22 protein-coding genes are annotated in these 21,523 nt (G+C 52.7%); 4 read left to right on the top strand and 18 right to left on the bottom strand.

Translation table 11 applies throughout. The features are described from left to right. Window positions 1-251: 251 nt before the first annotated feature. The 6 genes from ACSFE6_RS12700 to ACSFE6_RS12675 form a co-directional block, all read right to left on the bottom strand. Window positions 252-872: a LysE family translocator gene (locus tag ACSFE6_RS12700; RefSeq protein ID WP_435427933.1), complete on the bottom strand. Its 621-nt coding sequence runs from the start codon at window positions 870-872 to the stop codon at window positions 252-254. A 161-nt stretch (window positions 873-1,033) separates the two neighbouring features. Continuing rightward, entirely contained in the window at window positions 1,034-1,642 is a 609-nt protein-coding gene (locus ACSFE6_RS12695) for a trimeric intracellular cation channel family protein (protein WP_435427932.1), read from the bottom strand. Window positions 1,643-1,794: 152 nt separating this feature from the next. After that, on the bottom strand, window positions 1,795-2,004 hold the full coding sequence (locus ACSFE6_RS12690) for a hypothetical protein (RefSeq protein WP_435427931.1): 210 nt from the start codon (window positions 2,002-2,004) through the stop codon (window positions 1,795-1,797). Window positions 2,005-2,043: 39 nt separating this feature from the next. Beyond that, window positions 2,044-2,946, bottom strand: coding sequence for a plasmid partitioning protein RepB C-terminal domain-containing protein (locus ACSFE6_RS12685; protein WP_435427930.1), 903 nt, complete (start codon window positions 2,944-2,946; stop codon window positions 2,044-2,046). Window positions 2,947-2,948: 2 nt separating this feature from the next. Then, entirely contained in the window at window positions 2,949-3,857 is a 909-nt protein-coding gene (locus ACSFE6_RS12680) for a ParB/RepB/Spo0J family partition protein (protein ID WP_435427929.1), read from the bottom strand. Further along, window positions 3,854-5,419 (bottom strand): recombinase family protein, encoded by a 1,566-nt coding sequence (locus ACSFE6_RS12675; protein ID WP_435427928.1) that lies wholly within the window; start codon window positions 5,417-5,419, stop codon window positions 3,854-3,856. Before ACSFE6_RS12675 ends, ACSFE6_RS12680 begins: the two co-directional genes overlap by 4 nt. Before the next feature lie 111 nt (window positions 5,420-5,530). Here ACSFE6_RS12675 and ACSFE6_RS12670 point away from each other — a divergent pair, with 111 nt between their 5' ends. From ACSFE6_RS12670 to ACSFE6_RS12660, 3 genes are all read left to right on the top strand, one after another. Further along, window positions 5,531-5,878 carry a hypothetical protein gene (locus ACSFE6_RS12670; RefSeq protein ID WP_435427927.1) on the top strand — a complete coding sequence of 116 codons (348 nt, stop codon included), beginning with the start codon at window positions 5,531-5,533 and terminating at the stop codon, window positions 5,876-5,878. 157 nt (window positions 5,879-6,035) lie between these two features. Beyond that, window positions 6,036-6,809, top strand: coding sequence for a ParA family protein (locus ACSFE6_RS12665; protein ID WP_435427926.1), 774 nt, complete (start codon window positions 6,036-6,038; stop codon window positions 6,807-6,809). Between the two features lie 143 nt (window positions 6,810-6,952). Continuing rightward, entirely contained in the window at window positions 6,953-7,168 is a 216-nt protein-coding gene (locus tag ACSFE6_RS12660; protein WP_435427925.1) for a hypothetical protein, read from the top strand. A gap of 392 nt (window positions 7,169-7,560) precedes the next feature. On the opposite strand, the gene ACSFE6_RS12655 is transcribed toward ACSFE6_RS12660, so the two are convergent. The 12 genes from ACSFE6_RS12655 to ACSFE6_RS12600 form a co-directional block, all read right to left on the bottom strand. Next, entirely contained in the window at window positions 7,561-8,850 is a 1,290-nt protein-coding gene (locus ACSFE6_RS12655) for a CitMHS family transporter (protein ID WP_435427924.1), read from the bottom strand. Window positions 8,851-8,933: 83 nt separating this feature from the next. After that, the gene (locus tag ACSFE6_RS12650; RefSeq protein WP_435427923.1) at window positions 8,934-9,632 is read right to left on the bottom strand and encodes an RraA family protein; all 699 of its coding nucleotides are present in this window, start codon (window positions 9,630-9,632) and stop codon (window positions 8,934-8,936) included. Window positions 9,633-9,644: 12 nt separating this feature from the next. After that, entirely contained in the window at window positions 9,645-10,619 is a 975-nt protein-coding gene (locus ACSFE6_RS12645) for a hydroxyacid dehydrogenase (protein WP_435427922.1), read from the bottom strand. 110 nt (window positions 10,620-10,729) lie between these two features. Further along, window positions 10,730-11,635 (bottom strand): LysR family transcriptional regulator, encoded by a 906-nt coding sequence (locus ACSFE6_RS12640; protein ID WP_435427921.1) that lies wholly within the window; start codon window positions 11,633-11,635, stop codon window positions 10,730-10,732. Between the two features lie 130 nt (window positions 11,636-11,765). Continuing rightward, complete coding sequence (locus ACSFE6_RS12635) at window positions 11,766-12,053, bottom strand: hypothetical protein (RefSeq protein ID WP_435427920.1); 288 nt, start codon at window positions 12,051-12,053, stop codon at window positions 11,766-11,768. A gap of 646 nt (window positions 12,054-12,699) precedes the next feature. Then, a complete protein-coding gene (locus ACSFE6_RS12630) occupies window positions 12,700-13,893 on the bottom strand; it encodes a pyridoxal phosphate-dependent aminotransferase (protein ID WP_435427919.1) in 1,194 nt (397 codons plus the stop codon). 13 nt (window positions 13,894-13,906) lie between these two features. Continuing rightward, window positions 13,907-14,707, bottom strand: a complete 801-nt coding sequence (locus tag ACSFE6_RS12625) for an amino acid ABC transporter ATP-binding protein (RefSeq protein WP_435427946.1) — start codon at window positions 14,705-14,707, stop codon at window positions 13,907-13,909. A 4-nt stretch (window positions 14,708-14,711) separates the two neighbouring features. Further along, window positions 14,712-15,386, bottom strand: a complete 675-nt coding sequence (locus tag ACSFE6_RS12620; protein WP_435427918.1) for an amino acid ABC transporter permease — start codon at window positions 15,384-15,386, stop codon at window positions 14,712-14,714. A gap of 99 nt (window positions 15,387-15,485) precedes the next feature. Next, window positions 15,486-16,265, bottom strand: coding sequence for an ABC transporter substrate-binding protein (locus ACSFE6_RS12615; RefSeq protein ID WP_435427917.1), 780 nt, complete (start codon window positions 16,263-16,265; stop codon window positions 15,486-15,488). 197 nt (window positions 16,266-16,462) lie between these two features. Further along, complete coding sequence (locus ACSFE6_RS12610) at window positions 16,463-17,392, bottom strand: sugar kinase (RefSeq protein WP_435427916.1); 930 nt, start codon at window positions 17,390-17,392, stop codon at window positions 16,463-16,465. A 3-nt stretch (window positions 17,393-17,395) separates the two neighbouring features. Next, window positions 17,396-18,514, bottom strand: a complete 1,119-nt coding sequence (aroB, locus tag ACSFE6_RS12605) for a 3-dehydroquinate synthase (protein WP_435427915.1) — start codon at window positions 18,512-18,514, stop codon at window positions 17,396-17,398. A 129-nt stretch (window positions 18,515-18,643) separates the two neighbouring features. Beyond that, window positions 18,644-19,996: an MFS transporter gene (locus ACSFE6_RS12600; RefSeq protein ID WP_435427914.1), complete on the bottom strand. Its 1,353-nt coding sequence runs from the start codon at window positions 19,994-19,996 to the stop codon at window positions 18,644-18,646. Between the two features lie 278 nt (window positions 19,997-20,274). On the opposite strand from ACSFE6_RS12600, the gene ACSFE6_RS12595 reads away from it, so the two are divergent. Continuing rightward, entirely contained in the window at window positions 20,275-21,378 is a 1,104-nt protein-coding gene (locus tag ACSFE6_RS12595) for a LacI family DNA-binding transcriptional regulator (RefSeq protein ID WP_435427913.1), read from the top strand. Window positions 21,379-21,523: the final 145 nt, after the last annotated feature.

Here is a 21,523-nt window from a genome sequence, read left to right as displayed (position 1 = left end):
TACTGGTGTACCTACTGGGGAAACCTCGACTTCGCTCGACACCTAAACTCTATCTTGTCTTGGGCAGTGCTCTTTTTGTTGCGTACGAGGTTTGCCTTTCACTCGCTCTAGGATTTTCCAGTAGCCGTAATCAAGCAATTGAGCTTGGTGTGGTGAATTACTTATGGCCGTGCCTAACCGTTGTACTAGCCATCATCATGAATGGGCAAAAGGCGCGGTGGATCATCACTGCAAAGTGGGAGATGCCGTTTTCAACGCTTGCTAAAGGCTAGCCGAGCGGCGAACAGGACAAAGATCAAGCCTGTGGTGCAATCCATCCACTTGATCACGTTTTCACGCCGAAGAACGCCAGCAAGTGGTTGAGTAGCGCCAATCAATGTCGAAGTCCAGATCAAACCGAGCACCACGTGAATGCTGACCAAACCGAATGTCCAGGCAATCAGGTTGTGCCCCTGGGGAATAAACTGCGGGAGAAAGGACACGTAGAAAATCCCAATCTTGGGATTGAGGACGTTCCCCATCATGCCTTTCAGGAACCAGTTTGCATGTGGTTTTCCGTCTGCTTCAAGGGGCGACAATGAGCTACGTGGGCGCAGCAACATGTTCAATCCGAGCCACGCCAGGTAAGCGGCACCGCAATACTTCAATAGGTTGTACGCGAGCTCCGATACCGCAATCAAGGCACCCAGACCAAAGGCGACAGCAGCGCCCCACAGTAAGCAGCCAGCATTGATACCCAGGGCAGCGCGAAATGCCTGTTGCTTGCCTTCCACAGTTGCAGTTCTCAAGACCAGGGCGGTATCGAGGCCGGGCGTCAGCGTGAGTAAGGTGGCTGCCAAGGTAAAAGCGAGGAGGTTGTCTGCAATGGACATCGGCGAATGACTTTAAAGTGATGACGCGCGAACGTTAGCACATAGCTGGGCTGCCCTTTCATTGAGGACGATAGAAGACAATGTTCTCGGTCACCAATGGATGCAGAAAGAGAGAAAAACTTAACGGATTGCGATGTCAGCTTGCGGTAGCCATGGGCGAATTATCCCTGCTTTGTAGAGAAAATCGCTGGCATCTGAAGATGTTTGTAAATAGCTAGAAACCTTAGGCCGATGGTGAAAATCAAGGCAATCCAACCGGCGATCCAGATCGACGGGAACAGATCGCGCAACAGCACATAGAGGGTACATCCCAGCAATAATGGCGTGGCATAAATGTCACGGGACATCAGCAGTGAAACTCTCCCGGCCAGGACATCGCGCGCTATGCCACCGCCAATGCTGGTTAGCACGCCCATCATTACTGCCAAAGGCGCGGCGAGGTGTAGTACCAGTACTTTCTCAGTAGCAGCCAATGCGAACAATGCAGCCGCCAGACCATCAAGGTAGAGCAACAGGCGGTAACGTCGTTGCAGTCTTTGGGTCAGAAAAAACGCCACCAGCGCGGCAAACAATGCAGTCCAGATGTAATTGAAGTCAGCTATCCAGAAGATCGGAAGATCCAGCAGCAGATCCCGTATCGTGCCTCCACCAATAGCGGTGATGATGCCCAGCACGACAGCACCAAACAAATCGACATCGGCTTTTTTGATGGCCAATACACCGGTTATGGAAAACACCGCAATGCCAAGCATTTCCTGAAAATAAAGCATGCGGTATTCCTGTCTCGGGTTACCTATGGACGAACTATGTTGAGACAGTAGCTCAAGATGGAGAAATCGCTTTTTCGGGCACCTGGGCCCGGCTATCGCAGTTGGGTGGCTAGATGAGTAGGTTCGGGAAAGTCACCAAAGTCGAGGCTTGGTTATTCCGGTGCCATAAGCACGGCGAGGGTCAAATTGACGAACTCTTCGTTCCTGCTTATGGCTTCAAGTGCTCCTCGAACGTTCTGCGCAACGTCACCTGATCCGCGCTGTTCAACCCAGTTTGTGAGCTCCATGATTGCGGCCTCGAGCGCGAGCTGATTTTCGTTGATCTTGCAAAGCAGGGAAGGGAGCAGGTCTGCATTGGACATCATCATTCCTCCGTGAAAGAACAGCGTAGCAGGCGAGGGTTATTCACGTTCAAGCTGCCTGGCATCTGAGGTCACCGCCTCCATAATAGAAACCAGCTCCTCAAGCAGCTCCGCATAGTAGCGAGTCAGATAACTCGCAATGGCATCATTACGAAGCAGTCGTACGAGATAACCTTTGGCCACAACCAACACCAGCATCGTTTCGCCGAGGGTATCTTCGACCTGCTTGTAATCATGTTGCAGGTTCGCCATTTCTCGCTCCATACGAGCGATGTCGACCGCGCTGACATCACTTGGTTTTTTCTTCTGCTCAACCAGCATCTCCGGTCGGGATGCCGCCAACACCATTTGCGCATAATTTCGCGTAAAGCAGTTGGCTGAAATCATCATTTCAACCGTTTCGATTTGTCGGATGGGTTTCATCAGTCGAAGGGCACGAAACACATCCCGCGATACCATCCGAACCTTGAGCATCTCAGCCACCTCTGGCGCTATGCCCTTAAGCAGATTTTCTCTTTCGCGAACTCTATCGACATTGACTCCGAGCACCGCTGCAATGCGAGAGGCTTCAATACCTTTCTTCAGTGCGGAAAGGATCATTTTATGTTCTTGGATCGGAGTCAGTCGGTTGATTTGCCGATTGTAGGTGAACCCCTCGTCATCAGTAGAGATCAGGCATAGCGCCTCCACTGCCCCCAGTTCCTTGAGCGCTTCAAGGCGAAAGTGACCATCCAAAAGCATGAAGGAAGATACTCCGCCTGCGATGATGGGCTTGGGATGAACAACTAGGGGTTCAACGACACCTAGCTCCCTTATTGAGCTCAAAATGCTGGCGTACTTTTTACTTCCTGGTAGTAGTTGCTCCACCTTGCGCGAGGGGAGAATTCGCTCCAAGGGAATCGCAATGACACGTTGCTCGAATGCCTGTTTGACCTCAGTCATCACTACGTCTCTCCAAGGATCCGATCAGCCAATGGTTTGGGCATGTCTGGAATGTCTTCGCTACGAAGCAGTGTCTTGAAGTAGTCATCGGTCAATAGTTTGCGCATAGCGCTTACGATGATCAGCAGCCGCTGTTCATTGATGTCTGACTTCTTAATCATCACCTTCTGACGCCGTACTTCGATCTGATAGGTGTGTAGAAGCTTTTGAGGTGTGGGCTTGTCCTTACTAGGCACTTGTTGTCCATAGCGTTTGCCGAGCGATTTTCTTTTATCGATGAGCCGGCGTACCCTCATTAACTGATCGCCTTTCAGTACTCCGCCCTCATAGGCGTCGATCATGGCCTGCTGCAATTCTGTGTCCGAAGATCGTGCGATATCCATCGCCAATTTTATGGATAACCAGCCGTTTTCAACTGCGGCGATCAGACGTTCTTCACCCTGGCGCAAGAGCACAAGAATCCCGCAAATGTAGCCTGCATCCAAGCAGGTTTTTTCAGCTATCTGCTGAGATGTATAGCCACGATCCGACAGGAGTTGAATCGAGGCTAAAAGGTCGCGGTTTGAGTGTTTACGGCGGGCCAGGTTTTCAACCAATCCCATTAGATATCGATCCGCTTCGCTCGCAGTTACGACAATGCAGGGTATTTTTCTCTCCCCCAGTGCTTGAAAGGCTTCAAACCGTCCCTGCCCACAGATAATTTCATACGGTTCAATACCTATGGTCGTCGGAGCGACGGTGATCGGGCGCTTGAGACCAAGTGCGGATATGTTTTCCACAAGTCTGGCAAATACTTGTTTATTTCGTGCTCGCGGGTTGAGTACCCGGATGTCTTCAAGCGGAATGAGCTGGACGGTGGTCTCTTCCGCAACATGCAATGGGGCTTTTCGGTGCGTTTGAATCGCCGTCATGCCACCCTCCTGTAGTCGCTGCGGCGCGACAGATCAGAAAGAATATCCAAGGTTTCGAACCGGTAGATTTCTAGGTTGGCGTGATTGTGTTCGGCGAGGCGAAGTCGTGGAGTTTCGATATCGACAGCTGGCAGAATGTAATAGTCCAAAGCAGCCTCTTCTTGCTCTTTCATCCGCACGGCTAGGGTGATGTCCGGGCTTAATCCGAAATCAAAGCGGATATTCCACCGTTTGCTACCCACTGGGGATACCTGGCATCGACTAAGCACTAGAGAGATCGTTACTTCGTCATTGACCAGGATCAGATCAGTGCGAGGGTCGACTGAAACCTTTCCACCGACCTCTGCAATCTTCGACGTGGTTTGCTCAAGAAGCAGCGGATGCATTTGCCTAAGGCGCTTGTTGGCTTCGATGTATTGGTAGTCACGTGCTGGGATGTACCCAATGAGGGAGTAACAGCGAAGCAGGCTTCCGAACCGATGCTGGTAGGCGCTGCTAGAGGGGCAACCTTCCGTCTCATCAATCACCAGGCCCGACAGATAACCGCTCCGTTGGTAGATGGTCTTGAGTACTTGCAGCATTTCCTCATCGGGCATCCGATAGGAGCGCGTTTCAATGATCGATTGAGCGGCCTTGAATAAGATCGAATTCACGATTGGTCGGAATGCGCCATCGGCCCGGATCCACTCTTCGGGCGGATTCTCTACGCGCGTCTGTTTTAGCTTGAAGGAACTATGGTTCCAGACGTTATTGCCGACGTATTTTTCGTTGATCAGCACCTGATGCACAGTGCCCCGAGACCACGATCTCGCGCGGTCGTTTAGTACGCCCTGGGCATTCAGCCAATCGGCAATTTCACGTTCGCTTCTACCTTCCTCGACGAACAATCGATAAATGTGCTGCACCATTTCGACTTCACCCGGGGGGCCCGGCACTAGAATCACTCGGTCTGTCTGGATGCTTTTGTGTTCGCCTATCTGCAGCTCATTTTTGGGTGAGCCGTGACTATCTACCAACTGCCGCCTGAGCCCAAACCCTGCCGGCCCACCCTGGCGATACCCTAATTCAATGAGTCGTGATTGACCCGCAAAAACCTTTACTGACAGTTCCCGACTGTACTCACCGGCCATCATCCGCTTCACGCTTTTAACGATGTTGGAAACCGGCGAACCGTCGTTGGTGAATTGCTCAGCGCAGTATTGAACGGAGACGCCTGCTTGGCGGCAGCGCACCTCATAACTGGCGCTGACGTCGGGATCCTGGAAGCGGCCCCAGCGGCTGACGTCATAGACAAGAACCGTTGAGAAGTCGGCATGACCGTTCTCCACGTCGAAGAACAGTTGTTTCAGCGCATCACGACCCTCCAGGCGAAGGCCGCTTTTTCCTGCGTCCGTGTAAACCCTGATGATTTCGAGCGAGTGAGCAGCGGCATAAATGCGGATGACGTCGAGCTGATTTTCAGTCGAGTACTGTTGGTGCTCAGTAGACATGCGGACATACGCGGCAGCGAAGGTCGTGCTTGATTCATTGAGAGCATCACCTGCGCCAATGAGTGTGTGCATCGACAGCATCCTCAACCTGAACCACGGCCACGAGGACGATATCCAGGCCGCGACCAGTTAATGCGTTTATCGAAATAGTTCTATTGAAGGTAGAAGACCGGGGAGAGAAAAATGTTCACGAAAACGGGCAATTCTTTTCTGGCCCAAAAACAGTATGCGGCAGAGATCGCTAGAGCTCTTCACAAGGAGCTCGGTGAAACGCACCAAGCGACGAAAACTCTGATGCGTTGGACGAACGCAAATGAGCGGACAGTGAAGAATTGGCTGGCTGGAAGTAATGGGCCGCGAGGTGAACATTTGGTGGCATTGATCAAGCACTCTGATCTCGCCTTGGCCGCATTTCTCGGTATGGCCGGGAGGCCTTATGCATTGACTGCGTCAGAACTACCGCCGCTCAGGCAGAAGCTTCAAACCGCAATTGAAGGAATTGATTCGTGTCTGACGATAAGGAATCTATAGGTTGCTGGCGAGCACAAATGAAACTGAAAACCCCTCTAGATCCGGGTTTACGTGGGCGCTGTCGTAAAAGTGAAATATATCGGTCATAGAATTGACACGACTTCTTACATTTTCCTTCAGTCGGCCTTTGGCCATGTTTCATGGATGAGAAAACCCTATGCGTCGCGTTGTGTTCAATCAGAAAGGGGGCGTTGGAAAATCCAGTATCGCCTGCAATCTTGCCGCAGTGAGCGCTGCTGAAGGCTACCGAACGTTGCTGGTTGATCTCGATCCACAAGCAAACTCGACTCAGTATCTAACGGGTCTAATCAACGAGCGCATTCCAACGGGTATCGCTGACTTTTTCAGACAAACATTGTCTGGCAGCTTCCAGGGCAGAAAGAATCGCGTGGTCATCACTGAGACCTCTTACACCAACCTTCACTTGGTGACCGCCTGCTCCGACCTGACTGACCTCCAGTCAAAACTCGAGTCCAAATACAAGATCAATAAGCTGCGCAAGCTACTGGTGGAACTGTCCGAGGATTACGAGCGCATCTATATCGACACACCTCCGTCACTGAACTTCTACACGTTCAGTGCGCTGGTGGCAGCCGACAGTTTGCTGATCCCATTCGATTGCGACAGTTTCTCTCGCCAGGCGCTAAATCGGGTCATCGCGCAGGTAGAGGAGTTACGCCTTGATCACAATGAGTCACTTAAATTGGAAGGAGTGGTAGTCAACCAGTTCACTGGGCATACCAGCTTGCACCAAACGCTGGTGAATGAATTGCTGGCCGAAGGTTTACCTGTGTTGCCGGTGTACCTGAGCAGTTCCGTCAAGATGCGCGAATCGCACCAGGCTTCGATACCCATTGTCCACTTGGCCCCTCGGCATAAGCTTTCGCGGGAGTTTTTTGGTTTGCTGGATGCTCTGGAGCGGGCCGCTTAGCTACGGATCGGCTCCTAATGCCGTCCCTCCTAAGCGCGCCAAATTAGCCAGAACCTTCGACTCAACATCAGATCGTGCTGCTGAAACACTGACGAAACATTCCAGCCATATGATTCGCGCCACCGAAACCCAGAGGACTGGAGATGAATCGACCATCAAGAAGCATGCGCAAGCTGCTCGACTCTGTGGCAACAAATAATGAGGCAGCGGCGCTCGATGTCATGCGTGCAGCAGAGCAGCTCCAAGACGAGGTACTTCGTCAACGGTTGCTCAATATGATTCACCGGCTTAACCAGGACGCCAATGATTTGCGAATGGCGCGTGACGAAATCCAAGGCGGCGCCATAAAACTTGCGTGATCGTCTCGCAGGAGTTCCTTTTGCTCGCGCCTTCGGGCCAACGAGGCCCGGCTAAAACCTTGTTTCGGGCAGTACCAGACCGGTAAAGAATGCGCATATTTCAACCGTCTCTCCGATCCTTCGCTGATCGAACACTTTTATCCAAAGCCGTAGTGAATTATCAAAACGACGCTGGTAATGTCCTGACCACGTTCGTCAAACCATTAAGGGATGGAGGCGAAAATAGAAGCCCTGGAGCCGCGAACCTCCGGGGCTTTGTTTTTTCTCCTCGGCAACCACGTAGGCAATCAACCTATAGCTTCACAGCCTGCTGTCGTGACTGGCCCTTTGAGCTCAGAAGTCCCCGGTCGGGCAGAGTGCGTTTACAGCATTGCTGGATTGGCCTAACGGTCTTATCGAACGTAAAAAGGGAAGATCCCAGTCGCGAGGGAAACAGAGAGGAGGATAAGACAGCTTCCCACAGACCACTTCAGCGTAAAACGCTGATTCTCGGCGTAATCGAGCTTGAGCATGCTTACCACTAGATAAGTCGAGGCCACCAGCGGGCTGAGAATGTGCACCGGCTGCCCGATCAGGGAGGCACGAGCCATCTCAATGGCAGTGATCCCATGATGTTGTGCAGTTTCCGCGAGAATCGGCAAGATGCCGAAATAGAACACATCGTTCGAAACCAACCAGGTCACTGGAATACTGAGCAATGCAGTCAGCACGGCCATAAAAGGGCCAAAACTGTCTGGGATGATTTCTAGTAACCCCGTTGCGACCGCATTCGCCATGCCGGTGCCGGTGAGTACTCCGGTGAAAACACCAGCAGCAAAGATCAAGCTGGATACTGCGAGAATCGGTGGTGCATGAAGAGCCAGCTGATCCTGCTGATCTTTAAGGCTAGGAAAGTTGACGATCAGTGCCAGGCACGCCGCGACCATAAACAGGTAACTGAGGGGAAACAGCTCCAAGCATAACGCTAGGATCAGCAAGCCTGTAAGTGTCCAGTTGAAGTAGAAACGCCAGCCCCCAGCGCCTCGGTGATCACCCAACTCCGAGAAGTCACCATTGACGTCAATGGCTCCCCCTAGACGAACTCTCTCGCGACGTCCAAACATATAGGCGAGAGCGAATGTCCAAACCACGCAAGCCAGCATCGCCGGAATCATTGGGACGAACATTTCGCCCACGTCGACATGCATAGCGGTGGCCGCGCGTGCGGTCGGCCCGCCCCAAGGCACCATGTTTCCTAGACCTGATACTTGCAATAGCAGGCAGCAAACCATGGGCAGCGACAGACCGAGGCGCTTGTAAATGGGCAGGAATGCAGAAAGGACAATCATGTAAATCGTTGCCCCGTCTCCATCGAGTGCGACGATGAAGGCGAGCAACACCGTTCCAATGAATATTTTTACGGGGTCACCACGCACCGCTCTAACGATCTTGGCTACCAGGGGATCAAACATTCCGGCTTCGGTCATTGTCAGGAAGTAGAGCATGGCGAAAATCATCAGCACACCGTTCGGCGCAACCAGACGTAAGCCATCAATTACATATTTGCCCAGTTCAGCGTGGAAACCGCCAATCAGAGCAAATATGGTAGGGATGAGAATCAGCGCTGTGAGCGCGGAGAGTTTTTTACTCATCAAGAAATAGATAAAACTAGCCAGCATGGTGCAGCTGAGAATCATGAGCACGTCGTCGTCCTGTTTTTTATAGTTGTACAGGTAGGCCGCATTCGCCGTTACGACGAATGCGCGAGATCTACGTTAGAAAGGGTTCAGACTGGAAGGCCTTTTGAACGTAGCAACGCGTCGAAACGTTCAGGATCAGCGGTGCCAAGCCTGTTGGTCTCACGAATTGATGCTTCGCGTTCAAGATGCGCCAAAGTCTTTGGCAACAGCTCTTCAGCTTCCAGGAAAGGAATGGCGATCACGCCATCGGCATCACCTAGTACGAGGTCGCCCGGTAGAACGCAGAGTCCAGCGCAGGCGATTGGCACATTGATTTCGCCAGGGCCATCCTTACTCGGGCCCCGATGCGTGTGACCGATCGCGAACACCGGAAGGACTCCCTCTGCGAGTTCTTCAAGATCGCGCACCGCACCATCAATGACAATGCCACCGAGTTTGACTCGAAGTGCAGTGGTGCGGACAAGTCCACCAATGACCGCCTGGCTCACGTCGCCACCGCCATCAATGACCAATACGTCACCCGGTTGAACCATCATCAATGCTTTGTGCACCATCAGATTGTCACCAGGGCGGACGCGTAAGGTGAAGGCCGGCCCGCACATTTTCAACGACAGATCGCCGTGATAAACACGCAGGCCGCGAGAACCAATACTGCGTCCCATGCAGTCGCCGGCCACAGCGACCGGAATTGCACGAAACGCTTCGATAAGAGAGGCATTCAGAGCGTCGACGCGTGGATTGATACGATAGCCTGTCGGCCAGTTTTGAGTCGCGGAAGTAGTCATGTGCACTCCTGATCAGTGATTGAAGACGCTTGGGTTAACGCAGGCGTATGGAGAAACCGGCGTACCGTTGAGGTAACCCAATACGTTGCGTGCAGCACCCAAGGCCATGGCCGAAAGCGCAGCAGGTGTTGAACCGCCGACGTGAGGGGTAAGCACTACGTTTTCGAGCGTCAGCAATGGGCTGTTATCAGGAAGTGGCTCAATGGCCATGGTGTCCAAGCCAGCGGCATACAAACGGCGTTCAGTCAGCGCTTGAATCAGCGCCTGTTCATCAATCACTTCTCCGCGCGCGGTGTTAATCAATACTGCGTTGTCTGGCAGTATCGCTAACTGTGCCGCGCCAATGAAGTTGCGCGTTTGTGGTGTGAGGGGGACATGCAAGCTCAAGACCTGGCTTCGCGGCAGCAGACTCGTTAGCGAATCGACTCGCTCTGCACCTTCCAGATCACTGTCATGGGGGAGGAGAGGGTCGTAAACAACGACGGACATGCCTATTGCCTGACAAGCTCGCGACACTCGCCGTGCCACCTGGCCGAAACCAATAAGGCCCAATGTGCGACCGCTCAGCTCTAGGCCGTCCTGAGATCGTGACCAGCGACCTTCTCGGATTTCCCGATCCATCCAACTGACCCGGCGAGCGGCAGAGAACATTAGAGCGAGCGTCATCTCCGTGACCGATTGCGCGTTGGCACCGGGCGTGACATAGACAGGAATCTGGCGAAGGGTAGCAGCCGCGACATCAATATTACTGACACCGACACCATGCTTGGAAATCACTTTCAAGGTCGGGCAACCGGTGATAGCGGCAGCACTCAAATCCAGTGTGCGGGAGATCACCGCATCGATAGGTTCGCTTGCCATGACTCTTGCAATCTCGACAGGGCCTTGCCCTGAAGGAGTGAAAATAACCCGGCAGTCCTGCGATAACAGTAAATCAAGGCCTGCACGCGCCAGTGTTGGCGCTGTGACAAGGATGGTATGAGGCATGAGGTGCGCCCTTTGTCTTTGTTGGAATGACTTCATCATTCAACGGGCGAACCTATAAATCCATTTCCAGTTTTTTATCTTTGTATGAATAATATTTATATATAGAAGGATCATTGAGCGGAGAACAGTGCTTCACCTTCTCGCTGAAGCAGATCAACGACAAACGCCGCAGGGGGAGAAAGGTATGCCTCGCGCCGCCGCACCAAACCAAAACTGCGTTTCATCGTGGTTTGCTCCAGGACAACCTCTTTCAAATTAACCCCCGTGCGGCCTGGCCCAAGATTGTGCCGGGAAACGAAGCTGAGCAGCTTCGTGTGAGTGATCAGCCGTGGCATGACGTTCAAGGAGTTAGTCTGAATATGGATTTTTGGAAGCTCTAGTTGGTGGTTGAAAAAGGTATTGTCCAGCCACCGCCGTGTTGCCACTGAAGGAGCCGGCAAGACCCAGCGCCAGGTGCAGAGATCAGCTAAGGACACATTCTTCTCGAATAGTGGGTGGTCGGCGCTGGCGACGACCACGACTTCATCCTCAAGCAACGCATAAGTCTCGAAGACGTCTGAATCGATCGCAGATAATGGACTTATCAACAAGTCGAGATGGCCGGTGCGCAGAGAGTTAACCAGCAGATCGTTTTGTCCGGTTACCAAATCTAAAGTCAGCTCAGGAGCCAACTCTAGGAGTATTGCCACAAGGCGCGGTAGTAAAAACTCAGCAGCTGTCGGGCCGCACCCCAAGCGCACAACCCCCGCTGTTCCCTTGGCGAAATCCTGAATTTCACGTTGCGTCTCTTCCACACCTAAACGCAAATGTCGGGCCCGGAGCAGCAACAACTCACCTGCCGGGGTAAGGCACATCCGACGGCCTTCGCGATTGAACAGCGCTGTGCCGAGCGTACCCTCAAGGCGTTGAATACTTTTCGATAGAGCGGGCTGAGTCTTGTGTACTCGCTCTGCGGCGCGCACCAGATTTCCGCAGACGGCAACCATCTCGAAATAGTAAAGATCTCGCAAATCCATAGACCCATCCAACGCGGCAAAGAATTTTAGGATAAATGAATTTGGGGGCAGGCGAGCAATACCAGCAAGCCCTGCATTCAATCAAAAGGGCAGCGTTCAATGGCAGATGCGCGGTATGTTGGCCACCTCGTTACATCTTGTGGTCGTACCGAGCGATTTTCAGCATGAAGTAGACGTAGTCCAACTTCTCCTCAGTCGGCTCATCGTCACGCAACCAACGGATTTTGATTCCGAGGTACTTCGCCCACTCCAGGCCTTTCTTAAAGCTTCGGCGATCATCATTCTTAGCCGCGACTTCGACGTATTGGTTCACTAACTTGTATTGGTTCTTCCCAGCTCGATACTTGGCGTCGTCGAAGGCTTTCTGGAAGTGCTCCATAGCAGCTTCGAGCTCTTCCCTGCGATAGTAATAATCCATGACTGCGCTGTAGGTTAAGCAGTCCTACAACACCCGGCGCTTGGAGTTCCGAAAGGACTGGATCAAAGACTCAGGGACGTACGACCTACAGCATTTCGACGTTGTTGCTCGGCATTCAGAATCGAACAGGCAGTCTCAGCCTCGCCCCTGGTATTGAACACACCGTGCTTGCTAGCAGAGCCTCCCTCGACGAGATCTACAACCCGATATTGCTTGATGCCATCGTCCAGTCTGGTTGTTTCGATGACCCTGAATCTTGAATGCATGGTGCGTTCCCTGCTGAAACTGGTGCATTAGGAGTACCGGCATGACTCCATGATTTCAACAATTATGAAGGACTAAGCTGCGACAATTCATTACGGCGCGTCGTTACTTACATTTTCGAATCACTGACGGCTAAGGGGACGGATGTGTGTGCCGTGCGCAACACTGTGCAGTACCTGGGAGATTTCTCGAGCGGTAGGAAGGGCGATTCCAACAAACGCCCGGTAAAGTGTTTGGGCATCACGGAATTTCTTCGTTACCAAGCAGCGTGCTGAATTAGTCATCTCAACTGATTGCGGGCAAACGTCAAAGAGTATTGCGTCAAGCAAAATCGTTGCCGCTCAACACGGCAACGAATTGACAGTAGAGAAGGTTGGGAGGGTTATTTGCTCTGCAATAGGAACTGACGAAGCTTACCCAAGCCCAATTGAAGGCGCTCAACGTCGAACGCATGGCACCAACGTAGCCATCCGCTACCCTCCGGGCCGAAGGCATATCCGGGCGCCAGACCCAGCCCAACTTCATTTACCAGCTGACTGGCAAGCTTGGTAGTGTCCTCATAGCCCTCGATCCGGAAGAACACATACATCGCACCTCCGGCTTCTGGTACTTCCACCCCAGGTAGTTCTCGCAAACCATTGATCAGGACATTACGTGTTTCCAGTAGGCGTGCGCGCAGCGCAGAAATCTCCGACTCGCCTTCCGTAATTGCCGCGTAAGCGCCGCGTTGAATCGGCTCAAAAAGGCAAGAGCCGTTGTACTCGATGACTTTGGCGAGATCGTCTTCCAGGTCTGCAGGCACCACGAGCCATCCAGCCCGCCAGCCAGTCATAGTCCAAGCCTTTGAACAGCTGTTGACTGAGATGATTCGATCCTCAGGCTCGGCTGTTTTCAGGAACGAAGGCGCCGACCTTTGGCTTGGATCGAAGATCAGGCGCTCGTAGACATCATCACTCAGAATCCAGATACCGTGTTTTCTGCAATGGGCAAGGATGACGTCCACGCTAGGTTGATCGATCACCCAGCCAGTAGGGTTGTTGGGTGAGTTCAGCATAAGCATACGAGTGTCTGGTGTGAGCGCACTCAGCAGCTTGTCCAAGTCAAGTGACCAGCGACCGTCTTTGACATCCAGAGGCACTCGCTCAACCTCGGCGCCGAGAATTTTTGGAATCTCGACGAGATTTGGCCACAGTGGAGTGACGGCAACAATTCGGCTCCGTGGGTCGACGATGAGTTGCGCTGCGAGCATGATCGCCGCCACACCCGACCCGGCCACGCCAATCCGATTTGGCGATATTGGTTTGTCGTGCAGATTTGAGAGATAGTTGCTGATCGCTTCTCGAAGATAGGGCCGGCCCAGGTTCTGCGAGTAGAACGTTTCTCCCTTATCAAGTGAGGCCATTGCTGCGTCGCGAATGAACTGCGGGGTAGGGCGGTCGGACTCGCCGAACCAAAAGGCGAGAATATCTGAACGCCCCATTGCCTGGTTCGCAACTTTGCGAATTTCGGAACCGGCAAGCAGTTTCACTTGGTCGCGGGATGTGAGATGGGTCGGAATATTGCTATTTGGAATCATGGTCATAAACCTGTTAGTTGACTGCAAGTTCGAGAGTGCAATTGAAAGGGCTGTTTTGTTCGCGCAAAACCGAGCTAATGAAGGAGCGAGCTCGGTCTGACTTTGGAGACGTGCCGAAAAAATCTTCTGGAGGGGAGTCTTCGATAATGCGGCCCTGCTCCATGAAGATGACCCGATCTGACACCTGTCGGGCAAATGACATCTCGTGGGTGACGATCAACATCGTCACGCCGGTCTGTGCGACCGCTCGGATGACATCCAAGACCTCGCCCACCATTTCGGGGTCGAGCGCTGATGTCGGCTCGTCAAAGAGAAGCACCTCCGGTTCCATTGCCAACGCTCGAGCAATGGCTACTCGTTGTTGCTGTCCACCAGACAGCTGACTGGGGCGCTTATGGATATGTTCACCTAACCCTACTCGCTCCAAGAGACTCTGTGCCTTCTTCTCGGCCTCTTTCCAGTCGAGCCCGCGTACCCGGACGGGAGCAATCGCCACGTTTCTCAGTGCTGACATATGTGGGAAAAGGTTGAATTGCTGGAAGACCATTCCAACCTCTGCACGTACCTTAGAGAGGTTCTTGCCTTCCTTAACTTCGACGCCGTCCACCACGATCTTGCCCTCCTGGAACTGCTCCAAAAGATTGATGCAACGGACGAGGGTCGATTTACCGGAGCCTGATGGGCCGATCAGTGCGATCACCTCCCCCTTCTCCACAGTGAGGTTAATGTCGTGGAGTGCATGGAAGTGGCCGTAATGCTTGTTCAGACCGGCAATAGTTATGAAAGGGATGGAGTTGCTTTTGTTCACAGTCATGATCTCACCTGCTTCCGGCTTGCTGCTGACGACGTTCAATTGAGCTAACAATCCTGACCAGAGGAAGCAGCACGATCAGGTAAAGGAGTGCCGCGCCGATCAAAGGGGAGGGGTTGGCGTAAAACGCCTGGGCCTGTGTTGCTTGTTTGAGCAGATCAGGCATAGCCACGACTGAAGCGAGCGCAGTGTCCTTGATCAGGCTGATGGCAATGCCCGTGGATGGTGGTACAACCATTCGAAGGGCCTGTGGCAGTACCACGTCTTTCATCATGTCGACCCAACCGAACCCTAGTGCGTTAGCTGCCTCAAATTGGCCTCGCGCCACGGCTTCAATGCCTGCCCGGAAGCACTCGGCGCAGTAAGAGGAAGCTACGAAGGTAAGCGCACAGGTGGCTGCCCAGAAGGGGCTCAAACGGATCCCAACAAATGGAAGGGCGTAATAGATCAAAACCAAAAGGACAAGCAGCGGAATGGCTCGGAAAGTATCAATGAAGAGCACGGCTACAAATCGAACTGGTTTCGGGCCGTACATCCTAAGCAGCACTAGGAATAAACCGCTGACAAAGGATGCTACAAGGCTCGTCAGGCCGAGAAGCATCGTTAGTTGAAGGCCCTTTAACAGCATTGCTGCCGACTTTGTGAGCACGTCAAAGTTAAGAAACGTTTCTAATAATTCCATGAAAATTTACCTCGGCGCTTTAACAAAATGTAGGTCACTACTTGGGCGTCCGCGTATAAGCAGGCAAAAATGTTGCCGGCGCTCAAGAAGTGAATTTAATTAAAGCGTTGGTATTGGCATGGGCTTCACGGTACTGGAGTCCTGCGCAGCAGATACGCCAAACCATTTCTTGTGAATGCGGTCAATCTCACCCTCTTCTTTGAGTTTGGTAATCTCAGAGTTGAATTCATCGATCAACTTGCTGTTTTTGTTAAAGATGGCGCCGAAGCGCTCAGGCGTAGAGACTTGTGTCACAATTTTGAGTTGCGGTTTATCCTTGATGTAATAAGCATCGGTCGGGCAGTCATGGATAATACCTTGGACACGACCTGCCGCCAAATCTAGAAACGCTTCGGGATGTCCGTCGTAATGACGCAAATCCTGGATGCCGTACTTGCTCTGATTTGCGGTAACCCAAATTTCTCCGACACTGCCAGTCATGGTAGCGACGGTCTTTCCTTTGAGCCCATCCAAGGTGTCAATACCGCTGTTGGTTTGGACGCTCAGGCACTGATTTGAATCAATCCAAGGTTGACTGAACGAGACAGACTCTAGCCTTTTTGGGGTGATGGTCACTGTCCCGATCGCGAGGTCAGCTCGACCGGACTGAACCGAGGGGAACATCATTGGGAACGGCATGGAGGCATACTCCACTGTTTTTCCGAGGCGTCGCGCCACCTCGTTTACAATGTCTACCTCATAGCCCTTGGTTGTGCCATCTTGATCTTCATACTCGAAAGGAATATTTCCCAAGTGAGTTGCAACCGTAATATCTGCTGCTAGGGCCGAGGTGGTGATGGCCGCGAAGATTGGGGCAATAAGAAACTTTATCGAACGCATTGTGGTAACTCCAAATCATTGTCGAAAATATAATTTGTTGTTTTTTACTATTAGGCAATGATGGGGCGAATATTCGCCCGCCAGCGTAGTGCAAGACGTGCTGTTGTTTTAGTTGTCTGGAAAATTAAAGTCTGTTTTTAGTGGTTGGGTAGGTGAACCCTCCATTTTATTTATATCTAGTTGGTGTTAGGCATGGATTATGCCAGTACTGATTTTTCTTGATGGATACGCTGAAAAAGTTCTTGGGCGCGCGGTGCCCCAGTCCAGCCACCGAAGTGCTCACACTTCATTGCTGCCGCAACGTTGGCTGAACTTACGGTTCTATTAATATCCCAGTCGTTCGCTACGCCATACGCGTAAGTTCCATGCCAGATATCGCCAGCATTCAATGTGTCGACAGCGCGAATTTTGATGGTTGGGAAGCGGTGAAGAGTTGAGCCGGACTCTTGGTGCCACATAATTGAACCAGCTGCACCTAAAGTGACCCCTACAACTTTCGCATTCAATGTAGAAACAAGATCCAATAGCTGCTCTTCGGGAGATGATGCTGTACTAAGTGATTGCAGGGCAGGCTCGGAAAGCAGCACATGGTCGGCATAAGGCATCAGGTAACGTAGGTCAGAAACCGGTGCTACATCTGCATCCAGAATGGTGGGGACGCCGACTCGGCGAGCTTCGCAAAATAGGGATTGTGCTCCCTCAATCCAACGCATATCGCAGAGGACTGCGGAGGCATGTCTAACTTCAGACAGAGGTAGCCAACCGGTATCTGTATCCAGTGCGCGGTCGAAATAGGGCACCACCAAGCGCTCACCAGTTTTGTCTACCAGGATCGTTGAGAATGGCGTTTTGGCATTCTCAATACGACGAACATTCGCGACGTCGACCCCCTCGGCAGCCAAGCCTTCCAGGAGCATCTTGCCGGTGTCATCGGCGCCAATTCGTGCCCAAAGGCTTACATCACCGCCAAGCCGAGCGATGGATACCGCTGCTGCAGTCGCCATCCCGGAAGGCAATTGAACTGCTTTGGATGGCAATACCTTCCCACCGTGAGACGGTATGTGATCAACGCTGAAAATGGTGTCCCATAGTGCTGAGCCAAGGCACAGAATTCGTTTAGTGGTCATTCCTTAACTCTCCGTGCAGTTCGCGTTAATGACATCGCGAACGATCTTGTCCGGAGCTGGCCGAACGAATGCCTCCCCGCTTTCATTGATCAACACAAATCGGATTTCTCCGTTTTCTGCCTTTTTGTCATGCCGCATTAGAGACATGTACTGATCTGCACCCAAGGCAGGGCCGGTCACGGGAAGTCCGGCCCGTTCGACAATGCACCGTAACCGCTGGAAATAGTGCTCGGAAATAAGCCCTAAGCGAGCAGATAAGTCAGCTGCCATTACCATTCCACAGGCAACCGCTTCTCCGTGCTTCCAGACTCCGTATCCGGCACCTGTTTCGATTGCATGACCGAAGGTGTGGCCAAAATTAAGGACAGCGCGAAGGTCGGCTTCCTCCTCATCGCGCGCGACCACATTTGCCTTCAGTTCACAGCATTTTTGAATGGCATAACCCAGTGCTTCCGGGTCTCTATCAAGTAGTTTCGATAGGTTATCTTCGATCCACCTCAAGAAGTCGGTGTCCAGGATCGGGCCGTATTTGATGACCTCCGCAAGCCCGGAAAGAAACTCGCGTTGGGGTAGGGAGGACAGGAAGTCGAGATCGGCCACCACCAGTTTTGGTTGATTGAATACGCCGATCATGTTCTTGCCTCGCGGATGATTCACTGCGGTTTTTCCGCCAACAGCGGAGTCGACCTGAGCAAGTAGCGTTGTTGGTACCTGAACAAACGGTATGCCGCGCATATAGCAAGCAGCTGCGAAGCCGGTCATGTCGCCAATCACCCCGCCTCCCAGTGCAAACAAAACGGTTTTGCGATCCGCGCACTCCGTCAGTAGTCGATCAAATATCTGATTTAGGGAGGTAAAGTCCTTGTAGCTCTCGCCGTCAGGTAGTCGGATTTCAATTATGCGACGGAAGTTCTTCGCGATGGCGGTGGTGAGACGTTCTGCATACAGAGGTGCGACCGTAATGTTCGTGACAATCGCCGCGCAGTCACCTTCACCTGCCGCCGCCCAGATCGTAGGGTCTTCGAACAACTGACGGCCAATGAAAATTGGATAGCTGCGCTCGCCGAGCTCAATAGTCACTATGCGTTTCGAAGCGTTAAGGGCGGTGTCTAAGTGATTCATCGTTAGTCCTTCAATTGAGGCCGTTGTAGCTACTGGTGATCAGCTCTGTTTGCGGGCCGGACAAGCTTCTCGCTAAATACCATTGGCATGCGTTCAGTATTTGTTGTGGGCAGTTCAAGTGACCCGTGATCATCTACGGCTAAATGCATTGTCGAGCCGAGATGCGGTGCTGGCATTTTCAACGCTATTGGGTTCCGACTCAGGGATCGGCTTGCGCACTAAGAACAGGTAGGACATTGCACCGATGAGTGCCATTGCTGCGCCTGTGAGAATGGCTGGGACGAAGCTCCATGTTTGAGCAATGAATCCGGTCAAGAGGGGGGCCAAAGCGCCACCAATGAAACCACCGAAGTTTTGAATTGCACCCAACGATGCTATCCGGCTGGGTGGTGCGACTACGGATGCAAGCGACCAGGCACAAGCCGAAGATGCGTTAGCCAAGCAAATGACTACGGAAATGCATGCCAGAGCGATGGTGTTGTTTTCAACAAATGTAGCGGGGATCGTGAAGGCGACCATGCCAAGCATTACGACCACCATAGTGTTTCGGCGACCAGTGACTGGCGAGCTGCTCAGACGTGCAATTCGATCCGATGCATAGCCTGCTGCTAGTGCACCCAGGAAGCCACAGAAGAAGGGGATGGCAGATGCAAGACCTGAGTATGCAACGCTCATATGGCGTGCTGACTGTAGGTATCCAGGAAGCCAAGTGAGATAGAGCCAGTTGAGGTACACAGAGCCAAAGAAACCAAGTAGCAATCCCCAGGTGGCGGGGTAGGTGAACAGCTCTCGCCACTCACGAAAACTCACTTTCGCAGGGCGCTTCTTCGCATCTGCCCCGGCGTAATCGAAATAGGCGCGTTCCTTGGTTGTCAGGTCGGATTTGAGAGGGTCGCGATAGAATGCCATCCAGATAACAGCGACCACTAAGCCAGCCGCTCCAGTAATCCAAAATGCCCATTCCCAGCTATAGGCAGCAATCAGTGGAGAAAGCAGCAGTGGGGCGAGTGCAATACCCAAAGGCGAAGCCGCGTTGAAGATGCCGGTGGGTGTGCCCCGCCGAGCTGGCGGGAACCAGTTACCCACCACTCGTGCTGCAGAGGGAAATTGTGGTGCTTCGCCAATACCCAGCGCCAGACGCGCGAGCACAAACCAGCCGAATGTCGAAACAAAACCGCCGGCAGCCTGAGAGATTGACCAGATCACTAGTCCGATGCCCAGGAGCCAACGTGGCCCAATGCGGTCTACCAGAACTCCAACTGGGAGCTGGCAGAGCGCGTATGTCCAAGAAAAGGCAGAGAGCAGAACTCCCATCTCGCCCATCGTCAGCCCGAGATCTGCTCGGACTGAGTCATTAGCTACCGCCAGAGTTCCTCGGTCGAGATAGTTGATCGTAACGCTGATAAACAAGAGCACCATCGTGAGCATTTGGCGTCGCCGAACCTGTGGAGGCGCAGCAAGATGCGAGGTCTGGACGGTCATTGGGTTTTCCTTATTGTCGTTTGTTATCACGGAAACGCATGTAGGGCAGGCGTCCGCTCGAGGGCGGAAGGTGCTTTGGCTGCGTGAATGTAAGCGTAAAGCAATTTTTTCGATTCCACAACATTCTGTGAGGTATTGGTCAATACGAAAGCGCTATATAAAATGATGTGCGCTTACATTTTTTGGTGGATGATTCCATTGAGCTTGGGGGTGTAGCCATGAGTAGCTTGATTCAGCTACCTTCAGCAGTTAGCTTGGGATTGGTGCGGTCTGGGGATATGAATAATTTGAATGGCGAGCGCAGGGTGTATACCGATGAAGGGGCGCTTCAGGAGCAGCAGTCTGAAGCCGCATCGGATCAGCCACTGTTGAGTGATGTGGCACGGTTCGCGGGTGTATCGACTGCCACGGTATCCCGATTCTTAAATGACCCCAAAAAACTTTCCGAGCGCACGCGTGCGAAGGTGCAAGCCGCGATCGAGCAACTCAATTGGGTGCCGAATGCCGCTGCTCGTTCATTGGTATCGCGTAAGTCGTATGCGGTAGGCGCGATCATTCCAACCTTGGAGCATGAGAAATTCCACCAGCAATTGCAGGCGTTCCAGGCCAGGCTTGGCAAGGCTGGCTTTTCCGTTTTCGTTGCCTGTTCATCGTATGACCCCTTGGAAGGTGATCGTCAGGCACGCGCAATGATCTCGCGGGGTGTAGATGCCTTGGCGCTCGTTGGCGACGACTATCCTGATGCGCTTTTTGATCTTCTCAACTCAAAGCATATCCCCTACGTTGTAACCTTCGGGCGACGCGTTGGGAGCGAGCATCCCTGTATCGGTTTCGAGCACGGGTATGCCTACGAGCGAATGACGCAACGACTCGTCGACCTTGGTCATAAGCGATTTGGCGTTATTTTTCAGTCCTCTCATCAGAACAGTCGCGTTCAGGCCCGTCTCCAGGCTATCAATGAAACGCTGGCCAACAATGGACTGGCCGTGAGATCCCAGCACTCCGCTGTTATGGCGGACGACTCGATGAAGGGCATCCCTTTTGCTCGGGCGGAATTTAATCGAATCATGAAGACTAAACCTGCACCGACGGCCTTTATCTGTGGGAACGACATGTTGGCCGTAGGCGCTTTGCTGGAAGCCCAGGCGATGGGTATCGATGTTCCAGGTAAGGTTTCGATCACTGGGTTTGATGACATCCAGCTTGCGTCGCAGCTCAGTCCGATGCTCACAACCATGTCTGTACCTGATCGGCAGATCGGAGAGTTAGCAGCCGAGTATTTGCTCAAGAAGATGGCCGGTGAGAAAGCGCAGTGCCCGCCAATGCTTGAGGTATCGATCGTTGAGCGAGAATCGACTGGAATAGCGCCAACTGAATCCTGAAACGACATCTGCGGAGCGGTTACTGGAGTCTGTTCAGGTTACACCGAGCCATCCACCGCAGCATTCTGGGCAGGGAAAACTCTAGAGCAGTAAGCAAACCGCCACACAGTCACCGCTGCGGATCACGGAGGATCAGAGACGCTCG

This window comes from Pseudomonas baetica, from assembly GCF_051216495.1.
Taxonomy (GTDB): Bacteria; Pseudomonadota; Gammaproteobacteria; order Pseudomonadales; family Pseudomonadaceae; genus Aquipseudomonas; species Aquipseudomonas baetica_B.
The sequence above is the reverse complement of the archived record's forward strand: the minus strand, read 5'-3'. Positions and strand labels throughout refer to the sequence as shown.